We start from the raw sequence: 17,153 nt of genomic DNA on the forward strand, positions 1-17,153 counted from the left end.
AGGGCCCCTTCCGGCACCCGGCCGTCGCGTCAGTTCTTGCGGGCCACCCCGGCCCAGACCACCGAATCTTCCGGGCTGTCGAAGTCGATCTCCGGCGAGTCCGCTGTGGACTCCTCCGGATGCCACAGCGGTGTCCACGTGGTGCCCGGCGGGACCAGTTCCAGATCGCCGAACAGGAGGTCGATCTCCGCCCGGGGGCGCCAGCGCACCGGCGTGCTGGACTGCTCGTACATCCGGGCGAAGTTGGCCATGTCGAGGGCGCGCTGTCCGGGCACCCCGTCCGAGGAGCCGTGCGAAATGGCCAGGTAGGAGCCGGGGGTGAGCAGCGTGCGGTACCGGGCGAGGATGTCCGGGGTCTGGTCCACACCGTCGGCGTCGAGTTGCTGCACGTGCAGCACCGCGATCATCAGCAGGGCCACCGGCTCGCCGAAGTCGATCACACCGGTCTCCGCGACCTTCTCCCACAGGCCTTCCGGGTCGCGGAGGTCACCGTTGATCGCGGCATGCCGTGCCGGGTCGCCGTCCCGCTCCAGAAGTACCTGCGAGTGCGCGACCGCGACCGGCTCGTTGTCCACGTAGACCACGGCCGACTCCGGGTTCACCCGGTCCGCGACCACGTGCGTCGGGCCCATCGTGGGGATACCGGAGCCGAGGTCGACGAACTGCCGGATGCCGTTTTTCGCCAGGTAGCGCACCACCCGGTGCAGGAACAGCCGGTTGGCCTTGGCGGCGGGCCGCACGAAGGGGAAGGCGGCCAGCGCCTTGGCGCCGAACTCGCGGTCGATGGCCCAGTTCGAGGTGCCACCGAGGTAGTAGTCGTAGACGCGGGCGACGCTCGGGTGTTCGAGGTCGACGTCCCGCGGGAGGTACGGATCACGGCGGGAGTCGGTGGTTCCGGAATCGGCCACAACGCGTCCTTCGGTCGGTAGCACGGTGTGCGGACATGGTAACCGGCAGGCCCGCCGCCGCCCTCCGGGTGATCAACTTTCAGGGCGCGCGCGGGCCTTCGAGCCCAGGCGTGGGCGGGAGCGGCCGGCGGCGGACGGCGCGGCGTTCGAGGGCGTCGGAGACCATGGTCCGCAGGTCGCGGGAGAGCGCGGCGAGCACGGTGCGGCGGTCCGCGGCCGGGCGGGCCAGCGCGGCCGTGGCGAGCGCGAGTCCCCGGCGCGGGGTTGCGACCTCACCCGGGCGGCGGGAACGGGAGTACACGTCGAGCATCAGGGTGGTCAGCCGGTCCCGCTGCCGCGCGGACCGGTACAACTCGATCTCCAGCGGCGTCATCCGCTCGCCGCGGGCCAGGCCGTTGGTCCACTGGTAGACCTCGAGGCATTCGGCCTCCCGGCGGCGTTCCCAGTCCAGTAGTGCCGCGTCCAGCCGGTCGGTGTGCAGTACCGGTGCGGCCATCTCACCGAGCAGCCGGCCGTACCGCAGGGCATCGCGGATACCCTGCGCGGTCACGGGGTCCTTGAAGTGCCCCGCGTCGCCCGGCAGGGCCCAGCCGGGACCGGACGACCGGCGGAAGTAGGACTCGATCCCGGTGGCGGAGCGGATACCGCCGACCAGTTCGCCGCCGCGCAGCCGTTCGGCGAGGCCGGGCATCGCCTTGATCGTGCGGAGGTACTCCGCCTCGGTGTCCTGCCGGAAGTCCGCCGCGCGGTCCTGGGGTGGTTGCAGCAGGCACAGCACGAGCCCGCCGTCGCAGGGGAACGCGGTGCCCAGTTCGGCGCCCGCGCGCCACTGCGCGGCGATCTCGCGCCATGGGGGATGCGGATCGGTCCAGTACCCGAAGAAGCACGCACGGCCGCTGGGTTCGCGCCGGTACGGCCGTTCCACGCCGACGAGTCTCGCCACCGTGCTGCGCCTGCCGTCCGCGCCCACCACGAGCGGTGCGCGCAACTCCTCTTCCGTACCGTCGCGGCCGGTGAACCGGACCCCGGTGACGCGCCCCGAGCGCACCACCAGCCCGGTGACCCGGCAGCCCTCTCGCACCTGCGCCCCGGCCTCCCTCGCGGTTCGGACCAGCGCGGCGTCCAGCCCGGTGCGGCGCACGCACATCCCGTACCCGACGCCGTCCACAGTGGAATAACTGCCGCGAAGGGTGATGCCATCGCCGACCGCCATCCCGATCGGCAGCCGCGGCGCGCCAAGGGCTTCCACCCGGTCCAGCGCGCCGAGGGCCCGCAGCTCGGCGAGCCCGCCCGGCCACAGCAGGTGGGTGGACAGGGTGTCCGACGGGAACCGCGAGCGGTCCAGCACGACGACGCGCTTCCCGGCGCGGGCCAGCGCGATCGCCGTCGCCGAACCGGCCGGGCGCGCGCCGACCACCAGTGCGTCCACGGCGTCTTCCGCGTTCGTCATCCCGGCAGGTCGAACAGGTTGGGCTGCCCGGCCGCGTACCGGGCCGCGTCGATCCGTTTGAGCGGTTCGAGCTCCGGCGGCTGGTACAGGGCCTGGATCGGTACCCGGCCTTCCGTGGCACCGGCCGCGTCGAGCAGGGCGTTCACCGCCTGCCTGCCGGACTCGTTGGCGCCTTCCATGGTGGCCAGGTTGATGTCGGTGCGCACGTAGTCACCCGCCAGGAAGAGGTTGGGGATCGAGGTCGCCGATTCCGGCCGGTACCGGTAGCTGCCCACCGTGTTGACGAACAGCGGGGTGTCGTTGGTCAGCCCGGCGCCGCTTTCCCGGATGGCCGGGTCCAGGAAGGACGAATGCCGGATGCCGTCGGGCAGGACGGATCGTCCCGTGTCGTTCAGTGCGTCGCACACCTGTGCCCAGCATTCCGCCAGCACCTCCTCGATCGTGCACTCGCGGGCCGGTTTCCCGTAAAGGATTCCCGGAGTGTCCCAATCGGACACGTCCAGCGACAGGATGTCCCGCGCGGCGCCATCGCCGTACTGCGCCGGGATGTCCCGGTCCCACAGGGTGCTGTCCAGCACCGAGGTGATCTCCCACGGCGAGTCCAGGAACAACTGGGTACCCGCCTTGATCGGCGGAGTCTCCCGCAGGGGGAACTGCACCCCGTTCATCCAGTCGGTGCGCAGTTCGTTCATCCCGGCCAGTTCCGGGGCCTGCCCCAGGATCGCCGGTGACCACAGCTGCCGGGCCCGTTCCACCGGGACCGCACAGAGGAACCAGTCCGCCGTGACCGACGTGGGCGTGCCGGTGGGGCCGGTGACCACGGCCGAGGAGATCCGCCCGCCGGACAGTTCCAGCGACCGCACCGTCTGCCCGACCTCGAACCGCACGCCCCGGCCGGTCAGGCAGTGCACCCACGGATCGATCCACGCCTCGGTGGTGGGGCCGTTGAGCATCCTGGCCGGGGACTGGCCGTTCGTGCCCTGGCCGAGGAAGGCCAGGATGAACGCCTCGCCCATCGCGCCGACCGTGCGGGTGTTCGCCACCTTTTCCTTGAGCGCGACCAGTCCTCGCGTCATGAACCGCACCAGCGCGACCTGGTACTCCTTCGAACGTCCATCGGCGCGCATGAAATCCCAGAACGCCACGTTCTCCCACTGGTTCTCGCGACGTTCGCGGCTGCTGGTCATGAACACCAGCAGCCGGTCGGCGAACAGGGCCACCTCCTGGGGAGGCAGGGAGACGACCTCCTGCACGAGGCCGATGATGGTGTCGCGCAGCGAATCCGGATCCAACGGCCGGGTGGCCGGGTTGGTCGGCAGGGCGAGCTCGATGTCCGACCGTCCGCCGCTGCGCGAGATCAGCGCGCCGTTGAGCGACACCAGGTTGTCCGAAACAGTCTTTCCGTTGCCGGGCAACGGAATCCGCGACATGGTGTCCGGAACGTTGTGGTAGAAGCCGGGGAAGAACCGGAAGCCGTGCTCGCCGGGAAGGTCGGCCCGCCCCATGGTCCCGGTACCGGGCATCGGGATGCTCCTGGCCTTCCCGCCCAGCGCGGTGCTCTCGTACACCGTGACCTCGAAGCCGCGCTCGATCAGTTCGTGCGCCGCGGTCAGCCCGGCCATGCCGCCGCCGAGCACCGCCACCCGCCGTCCGCCGTTCGCTGCTCGCGCCGGGGTGCTTCCGAGCGCGACGGCGGCACCGGCCATGGTCGCGCCGCGCAGCGCCGTCCGCCTGCTGAACTTCCTGGGGTTCACTGCCCACCCCCGAGGCGGGACGGCAGCGTGCGGATGTGTTCCACGAGCCCGATCGAGCCGGGGCCCGTCCGCCCGACCGACTCGGGCAGTGCCAGCAAGCCGGAGTCCAAAACGAACGGATCGGTCACGTGGAAGGTGTAGTCCAGCCCGGGATACGGTTCCGGCTCCCAGCCGGTCGGCGTGCCCTTCTTGGCGTCCGTGCAGGAAGCATTCTCCGAGGCGGGATACGAGTAGGCCCCGGAGACCCGCCAGTCGGACAGCCGAAGCGTCGCCATGCAGCCGATCACCGCGTCCGGGGTGGCGTGCGCGACCACGCCCTGCCACACGCCGTCACCCTTGACCACGCCGCCGAGCAGGCTGGCGCTGCCGTCGGGCTCGTGCGAGACGGCCCATTCCCACCCGGAGTAGCGCTGGTCGACGACGTTGAAGCTGCCCCAGTTGTGGTCGTGGTAACCGCGCCAGCCCGCGAGATCGGTGTCCTGCCCGTCCGGGGTGCGCAGGTGTCCGGTGGGATGGCTGGTGGCGACCGGTGAGGTCCAGTACATCTCCTGGCCGCCGTCGTACCGGATGGGGCCGCCGGTCAGCCCGGTGACCGGCTGGTCCAGCCAGGCGTCGACGTCGAAACCATTGGCGTGGAACACGAAATGGTAGGCGCCGCGCACCGGGTCGTAGTCGATGCTTCCCGCGCTGTTGCCCGCGGACGGGGTCGCGGTGCTCGCCGTGGTCGGCGTCGCCGCCACCGGGAGCACCGCCTTCGGACCGTTTTCCGGGTAGTAGAACATCGCGGTGATCGGGGCGGGGCTGGTGAAGAACAGCGCGATGAAGGTTCGCCCGGTCCGCGGGTCCATCAGGTGCACGTACCACCATTCGGTCGCCGAGCCGGGGTGGGCGACGTCGTCGGCGGGCTGGGCGAGGTGGCCGGGGACCTGGGTCAGGTCCGAACCGGTGATGTCGGTGGGCGGGGGAACGAGATCCTGCGCAGCGGCCGGCGGCAGGAAGAACAGGCTCAGGGCAGCGGCCGCGATCATTGCCACCACACCGTTGTGACGCAATTTCATCTGACCCTCCAGTGTTCATGGACAGAGTGTCGACACTATGTCCATGAGTCAAGAGGGCCGGTTGTAGCATTCGGGTCATGCCGTCCGTGACCAGAGCGTCCCGCAACCGCCCGAAGCGCGAGGAGATCGTGCGCAGGCTTGTCGAGGCGGTGGAGAACGAACTCGGCCGGGGCACGCCGTACACGGAGCTCTCGGTGTTGCGGATCGCCGAGCAGGCGCAGATCGCGCGGTCGACGTTCTACCTGCACTTCCCGGACAAGAGCAGGCTGCTGATCGCGGTCGCCGACCAGGCCGTCCAGGGGCTGTTCGACGCGGCGGCCCACTGGTGGAGCGCCGACCACGGGGACGGCCCCGCGGGCGTGGAACGCGCGATGCGTGAAATGCTCACCCACTACCGCGCGCATCCGAGGGTGCTGCGCGCGCTGGCCGAGGTTTCCTATTACGACGAGGAGGTCGCGGCCTACTGGCTGGACAAGGTGGCCGGGTTCGTCGAGGTCGAACAGCGGCGGCTGGAAGACGAGCAGCGCGCCGGGCGGGTGAGCGCGGACCTCGACCCGAAGAACACCGCGCGCCTTCTGGCGGGCATGGTGGAACGCACCATTTCCCTGCACTGCCACATCGCCGGTCCGGACGAGGACCCGGCCATGGCCAGGGCGCTGGCCCGGTCCATCTGGCTGACCGTCTACGGGTGAGCGACGTTTGTTCACGCGGGGTGTTGGTGGAGTGCCGCTTCCGCCGCGGCCAGGTGGCCGGAGGTGATTCCCGTTGCGGGGTCGACCGGGATCAGTGCCGTAGTGGCGCTTCGGCGTGCCATGAAGCGTTGGCGAGCCTCGGGGAACAGAGCGAAGTCGTCGTCGAGCCACGCCAGTGGCCGGTTGGCCGCGAAGCGGCCGACCGCGCCGTACTTCCAGTCAGGATGTTGGTCATAGGCCCGCACACCGACGACGGGAAGCGCCGGTAGCCCCAGCGCCGGTCCGACAGTGGTGTTGGCCAGGTGTTCCCATGAAGTGACCCACGCCAACTCCGCGCCGGTTCGCTCGGCCAGTTCCACCAGCGCGACCCCGTGCGCCGGGTTGAGCCAGGCCCGTCGCACGGCCTTCCTCCGCCACCGCGACAAGCGCCACTGGTGCTCGACGTAGCCGGGCGGTCGCGTCTCGGCGGCGAAAGGATTCAACGGCCCGTCCACGTCCACCAGCAGCAACGGTTTCACGCCCCCACATTACCCGCCGGAACCCAGCGGCGAACGCTTTTAGTTCGTGCGCGCTGTACGAATTCGCGTTCGAAATGTCCTTGATCGTGTGATGCTGTTGGCGGTGGGTCGCGGATACGATGGTGACGTGACCGTGAACTGGGGGTTTTCCGGGCCCGATCCGGAACTGTACGACCGCATCGCCGAGCTGGACCGGGATGACAAGATCTCGCTGCTGGCCGCGGCCGAGGCATTGCTCGGCCTCAAACGACGGGTGCCACCCGCCATCTGATCCCTTATGAAGTCGGTTCGCGACCTGATCCCGCCGCTGCGGAACCACCGCCTTGATCTTGCGGCATCGCAAAGCGGGCCGGTTCGCGCTGCTGCCATAGGCTTTGCCATTGCAGTGGCTGTTTGTGGTCGATGCCGTATAGGGTCTGATCGTGGCCTCTCGAATTTCGGAACTGGTGATCCCTTCCCTGGATCCGCGACGGCTGGCCGCGTTCTGGTGCGAGGTACTGGACTTTACCGTGCTCGACACCACGGACGACGGCATGGTGGAGATCGGACCACGGGAAGGGTTCGGCGGAGTGCAGCCGACCCTGTGCTTCATCCCCACCACTGCCCCCAAGGCGGGCCAGTTGCGGATGCACTTCGACGTCAACGCCACCGACCGCGATCAGGACGCCGAACTGGAACGCCTCCCGAAGGTCGGGGCGCGTCGGGTCGATATCGGCCAGACCGGCGAGGAGAGCCGGCACTGCCTCGCCGACCCCGAAGGCAATGAATTCTGTCTTCTGAGAGCTCGCCTGAGCTGAGCATCGGCCGGTGGTCACCTCGCGACGCGCCAAGCCGAGCCGCAACAACGAAATTCACCCCACCTTTTCCGCCTCGGGCCGGGCTGAAATGCCACAATGCGCTCTATGGCATTGCCGACGCTGATCGTCGTGAGCGGGCCTCCTGGGGCGGGCAAGACAACCCTGGCGCACCGGATCGCCCGGGAAATGGGCTGCCCGGCGGTCATCCGCGACGAAATCAAACAGGGCATGACCCAGGCCGCCGCAGGAGACGAACCCGGCGGAAGCGACTCGCTCAACATTCGCACACTGAAGGCATTCTTCGACGTCCTGGCGCTGCTCCTGCGGGCGGGAGTCACCCTTGTCGCCGAAGCCGCTTTCCAGCACCACGTCTGGCAACCCAACCTGGAACCGCTGGCCGAACTCGCCCGCATCCGCGTCATCCGCTGCACCGTCGAAGCCGCGACCGCCCACGGCCGCATCGCCCATCGCGCGGCCCGCGATCCCCGCCGGGCCGCGCACGCCGATCACGAACTCCTGAAAGCGATCGACTCGGGCGGACACCGCCTCGACGACTTCAGGTGGATCCGCATGGACCTGCCCACACTGACCGTCGACACCACCCACGGCTACGACCCGAGCCTGCCCGAGATCGTCGCCTTCGGGCAGGCTCGCTGAAGGCCGCGATCCGAGGCCAGGCAGCGGGGCGACTCACCAGGTCTTGCCCGCCTGCTCCCGCACGGTGTGGTTGATGCGGTTGAAGAAGTTGGTCAGCGCGATTTCCAGGATGATGGCGGACAGCTGGTTCTCGTCGAAGTGAGCGGCGGCCGCGGCCCAGATCTCGTCGGTCACGCCCGGCGCGCCGTCCTGGATGCGGGTGGCGGCCTCGGTCAGCGCGAGTGCCGCCCGCTCCTCATCGGTGAAGAAGGGGGTTTCGCGCCACGCGACCACGTTGTGCAGCCGCTGGTCGGTCTCGCCCCGCTTCTTGGCCGACCCGATCCCGGCGAACACGCACGGGGCGCACCCGTTGATCTGGCTGGCCCGCAGGTGGACCAGTTCGAGCAGGAGCGGGTCGGCGCCCCCGGCGTGAACGGCCTTGTTGAGGTGCTTGATCGCCGTGAACACGTCGGAATTCGCCGGGCTCTTCATGCGGGCTTCCATCGGTCTCGCTCCTTCGCCGGTTACCGGGCCCGTCCGGGCCCGTCACACCCCTGACGGAACAGAGCCGGGGAAGGTAACAACCACCACGGTCACAGCAGGACGTAGTTCAGTTCCTCGCAGATCCGGGCGAGCGGGACGTCCAGGCCCGGGTGGTCCAGCGGCAGCAGCACGTCCGGCTCCACCGGCAGTGCGGAACCGGCCGGCGGGTCCCACAGGCACAACGCGGGCCCCCCGCCGTCCATGGACGACCGGTACCACAGGCCGTCCAGGTCCTTGAACGCGCCGCGGATCGCCCGCGCCCACGCTTGCGTGATCTTCTTGGGGCCACTGGAGATCTCCTGCGAGGCGCCGACCCGGGTGGGCCACAGCCCGGACAGGTCCAGCAGGCGCAGGGTGCGGGTGGGGCGCACCACGACCAGCCGGGGACCTCGCGTCCTGCGGTCCACGATGGAAGTCGTCTGGTAGACCTCGGCGATGCTCGTGCGCACGGTCAGTCCGAAGTAGAGCACCCCGTTGCGCGGGTCGTGCACCGTGGTGCCGTCACGGCCGGGGCGCTGCGGGTCGAACCGGCCGTGCGGCAGCGGCCCGGTGTAGCGAAAGGAGTTCCAGCGCTGGGGGTGGTTGCCGTGCGCGGTGAAGATCCGGACCAGCCGGGTCCCCGGGTGCACCGCGACAATGTCCTCCGGGTGCAGTTCGTGCGCCAGGGCGGCACGCGCAGGCGGCAGCGGAAGCCGTGCCATCTCGGGTGAGGATCCGCCCGCTAGAACGCGGTGCCGAGGGTGGTCGCGAGGTCGGCGACCGGGTCGGGGTCGCCGCCCGCGAGCAGCCACTGGCGCGGGGTCGCCGGCTTGCCGTGGATCACCAGGTCGTCCTGCGGGGTGGCCATGAACGCGGCCACCACCAGCGGGGGCTGGTCCTCCGGCACGGCGGAGAGGACGACCTCCAGCCCGGGCAGCACGTTGCTGCCGGCGAACTGCCAGGCGGGCAGGCGCCAGCCGCCCTGGTCCTTCCAGCCGGTGAGGCGGCCGGCGGCGAGCTTGTGCCGGATCCGGCTCGGGTCGACGTTGAGCAGCCGTGCGGCGTCGGTGACGGTGAGGGCCGATTCGGCCAGCACCGCCTGCACGGCCACCGTCCTGGCCCGGTAGTCGGGCTCGTCGTCACGGCACTCGGACAGGTCCAGCCCGACGTCGGTCAGCGCCGCCCGCTGATCGGGGGAGAAGAAGTGCGACGGATCCGGGTGGGGCGGTGAGAGCCTGCGTGCGGCGTCTTCGACGAGGGTGAGGAACTCCTTAGCGTCTACGCGGAGCCCCACCCTGGCGAGGACACTTTCCAGCGCAACCGTCATACGCACACGGTAGCGCAGATGTGCGGGTTCGTGCGCTGTGGTGCGGGAATTCACCAGATCCGCACACTCACCGCACGTGATCCAACACGATCCGTAGGCGGACGCCACCGAGTGTGGCAGGTGGGGTCACCCCTGTCCAGGGCGGAACCACCCGGAGGGCCCGCTTGACAGGTGTCGACGGTCACTCTAGCGTCCCTGGGTAATCGATTTCTCCCCGTCGGCGTGGGGGTCTCCGGATGGACAGCGACGTCGCTCCGCTGGTCGAGATGATCGGCATCAGCAAGTCCTTCGGTGGCGCGCGGGCGGTGGCGGACGTGGACTTCTCGGTGCGCGCGGGCGAGGTGCACGCGCTGCTCGGCGAGAACGGCGCCGGGAAGTCGACGCTGATGAAGGTGCTGTCCGGTCAGGTGGCCGCCGACCGGGGCACGATCCGCCTCGGCGGCGAGTCCGCGCGGCTGGCCGCGCCCGCCGACGCCCGTCGCGCGGGCATCGCGATGATCCATCAGGAACTGGACCTGGTCCCGGCGCTGACGGTCGCGGAGAACGTCTTCCTCGGCCGCGAGCCCCGCACCCGCTGGGGCACCGTCGACCGGCGGCGGATGCTGCGGGAGACCCGGCGGCTGCTGGCGCGCACGGGGGTGTCCTTCGAGCCACGCCTTCCGGTGGAGGCGCTGCGCACGGGGGAACAGCAACTGGTCACCATCGTCAAGGCGCTCTCGCTCGACGCCCGCGTGCTGATCATGGACGAGCCCACCTCGGCGCTTTCGGCGCCGGAGGTCGAGCGGCTGTTCGAGGTCATCGGCGAACTGCGCCGCGGCGGCGCCGGGATCGTCTACATCTCGCACCGGATGGAGGAGATCGGCCGCATCGCCGACCGGGCCACGGTGCTGCGCAACGGTTCCGTGGTCGCCGAGTTCGCGGCCCGGTCGATGACCGCGGCCCAGGCCTCGGAGGCGATGGTCGGCCGCCCGGTGCAGCTGATGTTCCGCGCCCGGGACAAGGCCGGGGCGGGGGCGGCCGGGGAGTTGCTGCGGCTGGAGGACTTCGCGGTGCTCCCCAGGCGGGCCCGGCCGGGGCGGCGCGACCCGGCCGGGGTCGCCCTGCGCGTCGCGAAGGGCGAGATCGTGGGGCTCGCCGGGCTGCTCGGTTCGGGCCGTACGGAACTGCTGGAGACGCTCTACGGGGTCGGCACACCCGGGCCGTGGCAGGGCCGTGTGCTGCTGCGGGGCGAGCCGGTCCGCCCGCGCGGGCCGCGCCACGCGCTCCGGCTCGGGATCGCGTTCGTGCCGGAGGACCGGCGGATCGACGGGCTGGTCCTCGAACACTCGGTACTCGCCAACACGGTCCTGTCCGTTGTGGACAGGATCGCGCGGCTGGGGGTGGTGTCCCGGCGAAAGGAACGTGGGGCGGCAAGGGCTTCGACGACCAGGCTGGGGGTGAAGCTCGCGTCGCTCCACGCACCCGTGGGGTCGCTGTCCGGCGGCAACCAGCAGAAGGTGGTGCTCGGGCGCGGCCTGCTGACCGAACCGGATCTGCTGCTGCTGGACGAGCCCACCCGGGGCGTGGACGTCGGTGCCAAGGCGGAGATCTACCGCCTGCTCGGTGAGATCGCCGCCCGCGGCACCGGCGTGCTGCTCGCCTCGTCCGAGCCTGCCGAACTGGTCGGCGTGTGCGACCGGGTGGTGGTGCTGCACGAGGGACGCACCATGCGCGAGGTGGACACCGCGGCCGTGTCCGAGGCCGACCTGCTGGCGGCCGCGATGGGTGAGGGCACCGTGCAGGACCTCGTGGTGGGTGGGGCCGGATGACCGCCGGACTGGCCGGGCGCGAGGAGGAAGAGGCGCCGCGGCGGCGACGGCGGCGGCAGGATCTGCTGAACCTGCTGTTCCGGTTCCAGAGCCTGTTCGGGCTGGTGCTGGTGTTCGCCGCGGCGGTGCTCTACTCGCCGAGCAAGAACGGGCACCTGCTGTTCACCGACTCCGGCAACCTGTTCAACGTGGTCCGGTCGATCTCGGAGATCGGCATCCTCGCGGTCGGGATGACCCTGGTCATCCTCATCGGCGGAATCGACCTGTCGGTCGGTTCGGTCCTCGGGCTCGCCAGTGTCGGCTCGGCCGTGCTGCTGGTCGAGAAGGGCTTCGGCGTCGTCCCCGCGGTGCTCGCCGTACTGGCCATCGGGCTGGGGTTCGGGCTGCTGCAGGGCGTGGCCATCGCACGGTTCGGCATCCAGGCGTTCATCGTCACGCTCGCCGGGATGCAGATCGCGCGCGGACTGGCCCGCATCTGGTCGGGCGGGCAGGGCATCACCATCACCTACGGCGACGGCCCCGGCCAGGCGCCCGTGGTGTTCTCACTGCTCGGGGAGCGGACCTTCGACGGGCTGGTGCCGATCCCGGCGCTGATCTTCATCGTCGTCGCCGCGCTGGCGGTGCTGCTGCTGCGGGTCAGCGCCTTCTCCCGGCACGTCTACGCGATCGGCGGCAACGAGAAGGCCGCCCGGCTCTCCGGGGTGCCGGTGACCCGGGTGAAGATCGCGGTGTTCGGCCTCTGCGGGCTGCTCGCCGCGCTGGCGGGCGTCGTGCACGCCGGGCAGCTCAACTTCGGCGGCCCCAACGACGGCGCGATGTACGAACTCGACGCGATCGCCGCGGTGGTGATCGGCGGGACGAGCCTGAGCGGCGGACGCGGCTCAGTCGTCGGCACCGTCGCGGGCGCACTGCTGGTCGGCGTGCTGCGCAACATCCTCGCGCTCAACAACGTCGACTCGAACGTCCAACTGCTGATCATCGGCCTGGTGATCGTGCTCGCCGCCGGCCTGCAGCGGCTCAGGCCGGCTTCGGTCACCTGAACGTCACCCGAACACGGAAGGGGATTCGTCATGACGGGGAGGGCACGGCGAACGGCGGCGGTGCTGGCGGTCGGCGCGCTGGCGGTCGCCGGTTGCGGAACGACGCACGACAACGCCTCCGGCGGGCCTGCCGCGCGGCAGGGAAGCGCGAAATGCGGCCCGAACGCCAAGTACACCATCGGGATGAGCCAGGCCAACGTCGCCGAGCCCTACCGGCAGCGGATGGACGACGACATCCGCGCCGCCGCCGCGTCCGTGCCGCAGTTCACCGTGAACTTCGCGGACGCGGCGCAGGACAACGCCAAGCAGGTCGAGCAGGTGGACACGTTCCTGACCCAGCAGATCGACCTGCTCATCATCAGCCCGAACGAGGCCACCCCGTTGACCGCGCCGGTGAAACGGGCCTACGACAAGGGAATCCCGGTGCTCGTGCTGGACCGCAAGGTCGACGGCGACGCCTACACCGAGTTCATCGGCGCGGACAACGTCGACATCGGGCGCCAGGCCGGGCAGTACTTCGCGAACGTGCTGCTGCCGCACGGCGGGAAGATCGCCGAGATCCGCGGGCTCGCGGGCTCGACCCCGGCCAAGGAACGCGGCGACGGGTTCGCGCAGGGCATCCAGGGCCACGGCATCGACATCGTGGCCACCCAGGACGGCGACTGGCTGCGCGACAAGGGACAGCAGAAGGCCGACGCGATCCTCAAGGCGCACCCGGACATCCAGGCGATCTACTCGCAGAACGATCCGATGGGCGAGGGGGCGCGGATCGCGGCGCAGAACGCGGGCCGTCCGGACCTGCCGATCACCGGGATCGACGGGCTGCCCATCGAGTCCGGCGGGATCAAGGCCGTCGAAGCGGGCAGGCTCTCGGCGACCTTCGTCTACCCCACCGGCGGCAAGGAGGCGATCGAGGCCGCCAAGCAGATCCTCCTCGACTGCAAGCAGATGCCCAAGATCCAGACCCTGCCCACCCGGCTGGTCACCAAGGAGAACGCGGCCCAGGTCTATGCGACCCTCAACGGTCGCTGACCGGGCGGGGACGCCGCAGCGTGAAGGTGACGGGGGACGGCCGGGTACCCCGGGTGTCCCGGGTGTCACAGCCCGGCTGTCCCTTCGCGGAGAGGGGACAGGAGCCGCAGCCGCCGCTCGTGCAGCCGCTCGCCAGCTCGGCCGCCGAAACCCGGCCCATCCGCACCAGGTGGTCGAGCGCGGCCTCCACCACGTCGCGGGACAGGTCCGTCACCCGCACGACGGCTTCCACCGAGGGTGCCCCGCCCTCCATCGCCGTCAGCACGGCGCGCAGGGGTCCGGCCGGACCGGCGGGAGGCCGCGCGTTCACAGGACCAACCTCCCCAGCTGGAACACCAGCACCGCCAGTGACCAGGCCACGGTGAGCTGCACCGCGATCCCGAACGCCGTCCACTTCAGCCCGATCTCGCGGCGCTGTGCGGCCAGCGTGGCCACGCAGGGCGTGTAGGCCAGCAGGAAGATCAGGAACGCCCAGGCCGCGGCCAGCGGATGGCCGTGCGAGGAGCGGGCGAAGTCGGCCCGGAGTTGGTTGCCCAGCTGACCCGGTTCCCGGCTGTTCGCGGGTTCGCTCGTCGCGTAGGTCTGGGCCCACGAGGAGATCACCGCCTCCTTCGCCACGAAACCGACCATCAGTGCGCTGGCGGTCTGCCACTGGCCGAACCCGGCGGGTTCGAAGACCGGGGCGATCGCCTGCGCGGTCGTGCCGTAGACGCTGTCGGCCGTTGGCACCTGGCCGAAACCGGAGTCGCCGCGCACCGGGATCGCCTGCAGCAGCCACACCAGGGACACGACGGCCACGATGATGCCCGCGGCGGTACGCAGGAAACCCTTGAGCCGCACCCAGGTGACCAGCCCGACGAGCCGGGCGGTGGGGCGCTGGTAGGGCGGGAGGTCGATCATCAGCGGTTCGCTGCCCATCGTGCGCCACAGCGTCAAACGCAGGGCCAACCCGACCAGCACGACGAGCACGATCGAAGCGAGGTACAGGGCGAACACCACGGCACCGGCGTAGTGCGGGAAGAACGTGGTGGCGACCAGGACGTACACGGTCAGGCGCGCACTGCACGAGGTGAACGGGACCAGGAGCGCGGTCAGCACCCGGTGCCGGGCGTTCGGCAGGGCACGGGTGGCGCTGATCGCGGGCACGTTGCAGCCGAAGCCGACGACCAGCGGCAGGAAGGCCCGGCCGGGCAGGCCGATCCGGCGCATCAGGCGGTCGGTGACGACGGCCGCCCTCGCCATGTAGCCGGAATCCTCGAGCACGGCCAGCAGCACGAACATCAACGCCATCAGCGGCACGAACGTCAGCAGCATGCCGACACCGGCGACCAGGCCGTCGAGGACGAACCCGGACACCCAGCCGCCGCCGAGGCCCAGCGCGTTCAGCAGTGCGGAGACCGCGCCGGTCACCGGTCCGGAAAAGAACCTGCTCAGGGCGTCCTGCAACGGTGCCGCGACGGTCGTGGTGATCTCGAAGACGGCGAACATCGCCAGCAGGAACAGCAACGGGCCGGTGACCGGGGCGGTGACCCAGCGGTCGATCCGGTCCGTCCAGGTGCGTCGCACCACCGGGTCCCGGGTGACCGAACGGGAGACGGCCTCGCTGATCCACGAGAACCGCTCGTCGGCCAGTGCCAGTTCGTCCGGTTCGCCGTCCCCGGAAAGGTGCACCTCGCGCGGTGCGGGCACCGGGGCCGCGAGCGCCTCGCGGACCGCTTCGGCGAGGGCCGTGAGACCGTTTTGCCGCCGGGGGTCGAGCGGCACCACCGGGGCGCCGAGCTCACGGCCCAGCGCGGCGGGGTCGATCCGCAGGCCCCGGCGCTCCGCGACGTCGGCCATGGTCAGCGCCACGACCAGCCGGTACGGGTGTTCCCGCAACTGCGCGAGAAGGTAGAGGCTCCGCGAGAGGTGCGCGGCGTCCACGGTGACCACCACGACCTCGGGGCGTTCGGCCGGGGGCACCGTGACGAGCAGGTCCCGGGTGAGTTCCTCGTCCGGGGAGGCCGGGTCGAGGCTGTAGGCGCCGGGCAGGTCGATCAGGCTGACGGGGCTCGCCCCGGTTCCCCCGGTGTTGCCTGCCCCGCCGAGACTCCAGGCACCGCGCCCGATCTCGACCGAGGTGCCGGGCCAGTTCCCCATCCAGCGGCGGGCCCCGGTCAGCGCGTTGAACAGGGTGGACTTCCCCGCGTTCGGGGCTCCGGCGAGGGCCACCACCGGCGCGCCGGGGACGGCCGGGCCGCCCGCCGCGTCGGAATGGCACGAGGGCGCGGCCGTCTTCACCGGCCGGTTCACGCCGGACCCACCGGGAGCGAACGGGCGGGCAGCGCCCGCAGCGTCGAGCGGTCGAGCGCGATGCGGGCGTCCTGAACGGCGATCACCCGGCCCCCGCCCGCCGTGCGGTGCAGCACCAGGACCTCGGTGCCCGCCCGGAGCCCGAGTTCGGCCAGGCGCCGCACGCGGGCGCGGTCGAGCAGGGGTGTCTCGATGACCGCCCGGCTGCCCACCGGCAGCGCGGCCAGGGTGCTCGCGTCGGCGTCCATACACTGCAGGGTATGCCTCATAGGCTTGCCTAACCAAAGCCCCATGGGCCGGATCACACGGGCGCGCGGCGGCTGCTGCCCCGTTCGACCAGACGAGCGGCCAGCGTTCTGGCCTCCGGCGGCCGTGCCGGGTCCGCGATGCGGGCGAGCAGCAGGCGGGCGGCCTCGGCGCCGATCTCGTAGGCAGGCTGCGCCACGACGGTCTGCGGCGGGTCGATCAGGCTCGCCCACGGCACGTCGTCGAAGGCCACCACCCCGACATCGCGCCCCGGCCGCAGCTTCGCCGCGGCCAGTTCCTCCAGTACCCCGATCGCCATGGCGCTGTTGGCCACCAGGAGCGCGTCCGGTGGGTGCGGCGCGTCCAGCAGTTTCCTGGCCGCCTCGCGGCCACCGGCCGCCCGGTACGCCGCGCGCCGTTCGCGGCGGGGGGCCAGCCCGGCCGCCGAAAGGGCGTCCCGGTACCCGGCGAGCCGGTCGTCCGCCGTCCGGATCCCGGAAGGCCCGGTGACGCAGCCGATGCGCCGGTATCCGGCCGCGATCAGGTGCTCGGTCGCCTCGCGGGCGGCGAGCCGGGTGTCCACCAGCACCTGGTCGGTGCCGTGGCCGGCGAGCGGCCGGTCCACCGCGACCACCGGCGTCCCGCGCTGCCGCAGGCGCTCGATGCCGGAGGACAGGCCGGTGGGGGAGAGGATGACCCCGGCGACCCGCTCCTGCAGCGCCACGTCGATGTAGCGGCGCTCCTTGTCCGCGTTCTCGTCGGAGTTGCACAGCACCACCGAGTACCCGGCGGTCTGCGCGACGTCCTCGACCCCGCGGGCGATCGACGTGAAGAACGGGTTCTCCACGTCCGAGATGATCAGTGCCAGCACCGCGGTCTCCTGGCGGCGCAGGTTCCGTGCCAGCGCGTTCGGGTGGTAGCCGAGCTCCTCGGCGGCGATGCGCACGCGGCTCACCAGTACCGGGTCCACCGACGATTTCCCGTTGAGCGCACGGGACACCGTCGCCGTGGAGACGCCGGCCTTCCTGGCGACGTCGCTGATGGTCGGCACGCCGAAAACTCCTTCCACGCCA

The 17,153-nt window shown here is 70.9% G+C and carries 19 protein-coding genes; 7 read left to right on the forward strand and 12 right to left on the reverse strand.

The window, feature by feature from the left end; all coding sequences use genetic code 11:
• Nucleotides 1–29: 29 nt before the first annotated feature.
• The 4 genes from FNH05_RS02070 to FNH05_RS02085 all read right to left on the reverse strand — a co-directional run bounded on the left by FNH05_RS02070 (nt 30) and on the right by FNH05_RS02085 (nt 5,170).
• On the reverse strand, nt 30–908 hold the full coding sequence (locus tag FNH05_RS02070) for an SAM-dependent methyltransferase (RefSeq protein ID WP_144585415.1): 879 nt from the start codon (nt 906–908) through the stop codon (nt 30–32).
• 79 nt (nt 909–987) lie between these two features.
• Entirely contained in the window at nt 988–2,358 is a 1,371-nt protein-coding gene (locus FNH05_RS02075; protein WP_144585417.1) for an NAD(P)/FAD-dependent oxidoreductase, read from the reverse strand.
• Nucleotides 2,355–4,112 (reverse strand): hydroxysqualene dehydroxylase, encoded by a 1,758-nt coding sequence (locus tag FNH05_RS02080; protein WP_246127444.1) that lies wholly within the window; start codon nt 4,110–4,112, stop codon nt 2,355–2,357. The genes FNH05_RS02075 and FNH05_RS02080 overlap by 4 nt, the downstream gene beginning before the upstream one ends.
• Nucleotides 4,109–5,170, reverse strand: coding sequence for a hypothetical protein (locus FNH05_RS02085; RefSeq protein WP_144585420.1), 1,062 nt, complete (start codon nt 5,168–5,170; stop codon nt 4,109–4,111). Before FNH05_RS02085 ends, FNH05_RS02080 begins: the two co-directional genes overlap by 4 nt.
• A 77-nt stretch (nt 5,171–5,247) precedes the next feature.
• Here FNH05_RS02085 and FNH05_RS02090 point away from each other — a divergent pair, with 77 nt between their 5' ends.
• A complete protein-coding gene (locus FNH05_RS02090; RefSeq protein ID WP_144585423.1) occupies nt 5,248–5,862 on the forward strand; it encodes a TetR/AcrR family transcriptional regulator in 615 nt (204 codons plus the stop codon).
• Between the two features lie 11 nt (nt 5,863–5,873).
• On the opposite strand, the gene FNH05_RS02095 is transcribed toward FNH05_RS02090, so the two are convergent.
• Complete coding sequence (locus FNH05_RS02095) at nt 5,874–6,380, reverse strand: HAD domain-containing protein (protein WP_144585426.1); 507 nt, start codon at nt 6,378–6,380, stop codon at nt 5,874–5,876.
• 127 nt (nt 6,381–6,507) lie between these two features.
• Between FNH05_RS02095 and FNH05_RS37755 the strand changes: the two genes are divergently transcribed.
• The 3 genes from FNH05_RS37755 (at nt 6,508) to FNH05_RS02105 (ending at nt 7,834) form a co-directional block, all read left to right on the forward strand.
• Nucleotides 6,508–6,651, forward strand: a complete 144-nt coding sequence (locus tag FNH05_RS37755) for a hypothetical protein (RefSeq protein WP_186382327.1) — start codon at nt 6,508–6,510, stop codon at nt 6,649–6,651.
• A gap of 151 nt (nt 6,652–6,802) precedes the next feature.
• Nucleotides 6,803–7,177, forward strand: coding sequence for a VOC family protein (locus tag FNH05_RS02100; protein ID WP_144585428.1), 375 nt, complete (start codon nt 6,803–6,805; stop codon nt 7,175–7,177).
• Nucleotides 7,178–7,282: 105 nt separating this feature from the next.
• Nucleotides 7,283–7,834: a P-loop nucleotide/nucleoside kinase family protein gene (locus tag FNH05_RS02105; protein ID WP_144585431.1), complete on the forward strand. Its 552-nt coding sequence runs from the start codon at nt 7,283–7,285 to the stop codon at nt 7,832–7,834.
• A 33-nt stretch (nt 7,835–7,867) separates the two neighbouring features.
• Here the strand turns inward: FNH05_RS02105 and FNH05_RS02110 are convergent, their stop codons facing one another.
• From FNH05_RS02110 to FNH05_RS02120, 3 genes are all read right to left on the reverse strand, one after another.
• Nucleotides 7,868–8,317, reverse strand: coding sequence for a carboxymuconolactone decarboxylase family protein (locus tag FNH05_RS02110; protein WP_144585434.1), 450 nt, complete (start codon nt 8,315–8,317; stop codon nt 7,868–7,870).
• A gap of 89 nt (nt 8,318–8,406) precedes the next feature.
• Nucleotides 8,407–9,057: an RES family NAD+ phosphorylase gene (locus FNH05_RS02115; protein WP_144585436.1), complete on the reverse strand. Its 651-nt coding sequence runs from the start codon at nt 9,055–9,057 to the stop codon at nt 8,407–8,409.
• A gap of 20 nt (nt 9,058–9,077) precedes the next feature.
• Entirely contained in the window at nt 9,078–9,662 is a 585-nt protein-coding gene (locus FNH05_RS02120; protein ID WP_144585439.1) for a helix-turn-helix domain-containing protein, read from the reverse strand.
• Nucleotides 9,663–9,898: 236 nt separating this feature from the next.
• Between FNH05_RS02120 and FNH05_RS02125 the strand changes: the two genes are divergently transcribed.
• The 3 genes from FNH05_RS02125 to FNH05_RS02135 are packed head-to-tail and all read left to right on the forward strand — an operon-like array spanning nt 9,899 to nt 13,542.
• On the forward strand, nt 9,899–11,470 hold the full coding sequence (locus FNH05_RS02125) for a sugar ABC transporter ATP-binding protein (protein ID WP_144585441.1): 1,572 nt from the start codon (nt 9,899–9,901) through the stop codon (nt 11,468–11,470).
• Nucleotides 11,467–12,510, forward strand: coding sequence for an ABC transporter permease (locus tag FNH05_RS02130; RefSeq protein ID WP_246127446.1), 1,044 nt, complete (start codon nt 11,467–11,469; stop codon nt 12,508–12,510). The genes FNH05_RS02125 and FNH05_RS02130 overlap by 4 nt, the downstream gene beginning before the upstream one ends.
• 30 nt (nt 12,511–12,540) lie before the next feature.
• Nucleotides 12,541–13,542, forward strand: coding sequence for a substrate-binding domain-containing protein (locus FNH05_RS02135; RefSeq protein ID WP_144585444.1), 1,002 nt, complete (start codon nt 12,541–12,543; stop codon nt 13,540–13,542).
• Here FNH05_RS02135 and FNH05_RS02140 read toward each other — a convergent pair.
• Genes FNH05_RS02140 through FNH05_RS02155 form a run of 4 tightly spaced genes read right to left on the reverse strand, consistent with a single transcriptional unit; the run spans nt 13,529 to nt 17,131 of the window.
• On the reverse strand, nt 13,529–13,852 hold the full coding sequence (locus FNH05_RS02140) for a FeoC-like transcriptional regulator (RefSeq protein WP_144585447.1): 324 nt from the start codon (nt 13,850–13,852) through the stop codon (nt 13,529–13,531). The genes FNH05_RS02135 and FNH05_RS02140 overlap by 14 nt on opposite strands.
• Nucleotides 13,849–15,834, reverse strand: coding sequence for a ferrous iron transport protein B (gene feoB / locus FNH05_RS02145; RefSeq protein ID WP_222426486.1), 1,986 nt, complete (start codon nt 15,832–15,834; stop codon nt 13,849–13,851). Before feoB ends, FNH05_RS02140 begins: the two co-directional genes overlap by 4 nt.
• The gene (locus FNH05_RS02150; protein WP_186382328.1) at nt 15,831–16,082 is read right to left on the reverse strand and encodes a FeoA family protein; all 252 of its coding nucleotides are present in this window, start codon (nt 16,080–16,082) and stop codon (nt 15,831–15,833) included. The genes feoB and FNH05_RS02150 overlap by 4 nt, the downstream gene beginning before the upstream one ends.
• A gap of 53 nt (nt 16,083–16,135) precedes the next feature.
• Complete coding sequence (locus FNH05_RS02155) at nt 16,136–17,131, reverse strand: LacI family DNA-binding transcriptional regulator (RefSeq protein ID WP_144585453.1); 996 nt, start codon at nt 17,129–17,131, stop codon at nt 16,136–16,138.
• Nucleotides 17,132–17,153: the final 22 nt, after the last annotated feature.

Source organism: Amycolatopsis rhizosphaerae, assembly GCF_007713715.1.
In the GTDB taxonomy this organism is placed as follows: domain Bacteria; phylum Actinomycetota; class Actinomycetes; order Mycobacteriales; family Pseudonocardiaceae; genus Amycolatopsis_E; species Amycolatopsis_E rhizosphaerae.

Coding starts and splice junctions, on each gene's coding strand:
- FNH05_RS02075 (WP_144585417.1), bottom strand. CDS start 2,358: ATGACGAACGCGGAAGACGCCGTGGACGCACTGGTGGTCGGCGCGCGC.
- FNH05_RS02085 (WP_144585420.1), bottom strand. CDS start 5,170: ATGAAATTGCGTCACAACGGTGTGGTGGCAATGATCGCGGCCGCTGCC.
- FNH05_RS02090 (WP_144585423.1), top strand. CDS start 5,248: ATGCCGTCCGTGACCAGAGCGTCCCGCAACCGCCCGAAGCGCGAGGAG.
- FNH05_RS02105 (WP_144585431.1), top strand. CDS start 7,283: ATGGCATTGCCGACGCTGATCGTCGTGAGCGGGCCTCCTGGGGCGGGC.
- FNH05_RS02110 (WP_144585434.1), bottom strand. CDS start 8,317: ATGGAAGCCCGCATGAAGAGCCCGGCGAATTCCGACGTGTTCACGGCG.
- FNH05_RS02115 (WP_144585436.1), bottom strand. CDS start 9,057: ATGGCACGGCTTCCGCTGCCGCCTGCGCGTGCCGCCCTGGCGCACGAA.
- FNH05_RS02120 (WP_144585439.1), bottom strand. CDS start 9,662: ATGACGGTTGCGCTGGAAAGTGTCCTCGCCAGGGTGGGGCTCCGCGTA.
- FNH05_RS02125 (WP_144585441.1), top strand. CDS start 9,899: ATGGACAGCGACGTCGCTCCGCTGGTCGAGATGATCGGCATCAGCAAG.
- FNH05_RS02130 (WP_246127446.1), top strand. CDS start 11,467: ATGACCGCCGGACTGGCCGGGCGCGAGGAGGAAGAGGCGCCGCGGCGG.
- FNH05_RS02135 (WP_144585444.1), top strand. CDS start 12,541: ATGACGGGGAGGGCACGGCGAACGGCGGCGGTGCTGGCGGTCGGCGCG.
- FNH05_RS02150 (WP_186382328.1), bottom strand. CDS start 16,082: ATGGACGCCGACGCGAGCACCCTGGCCGCGCTGCCGGTGGGCAGCCGG.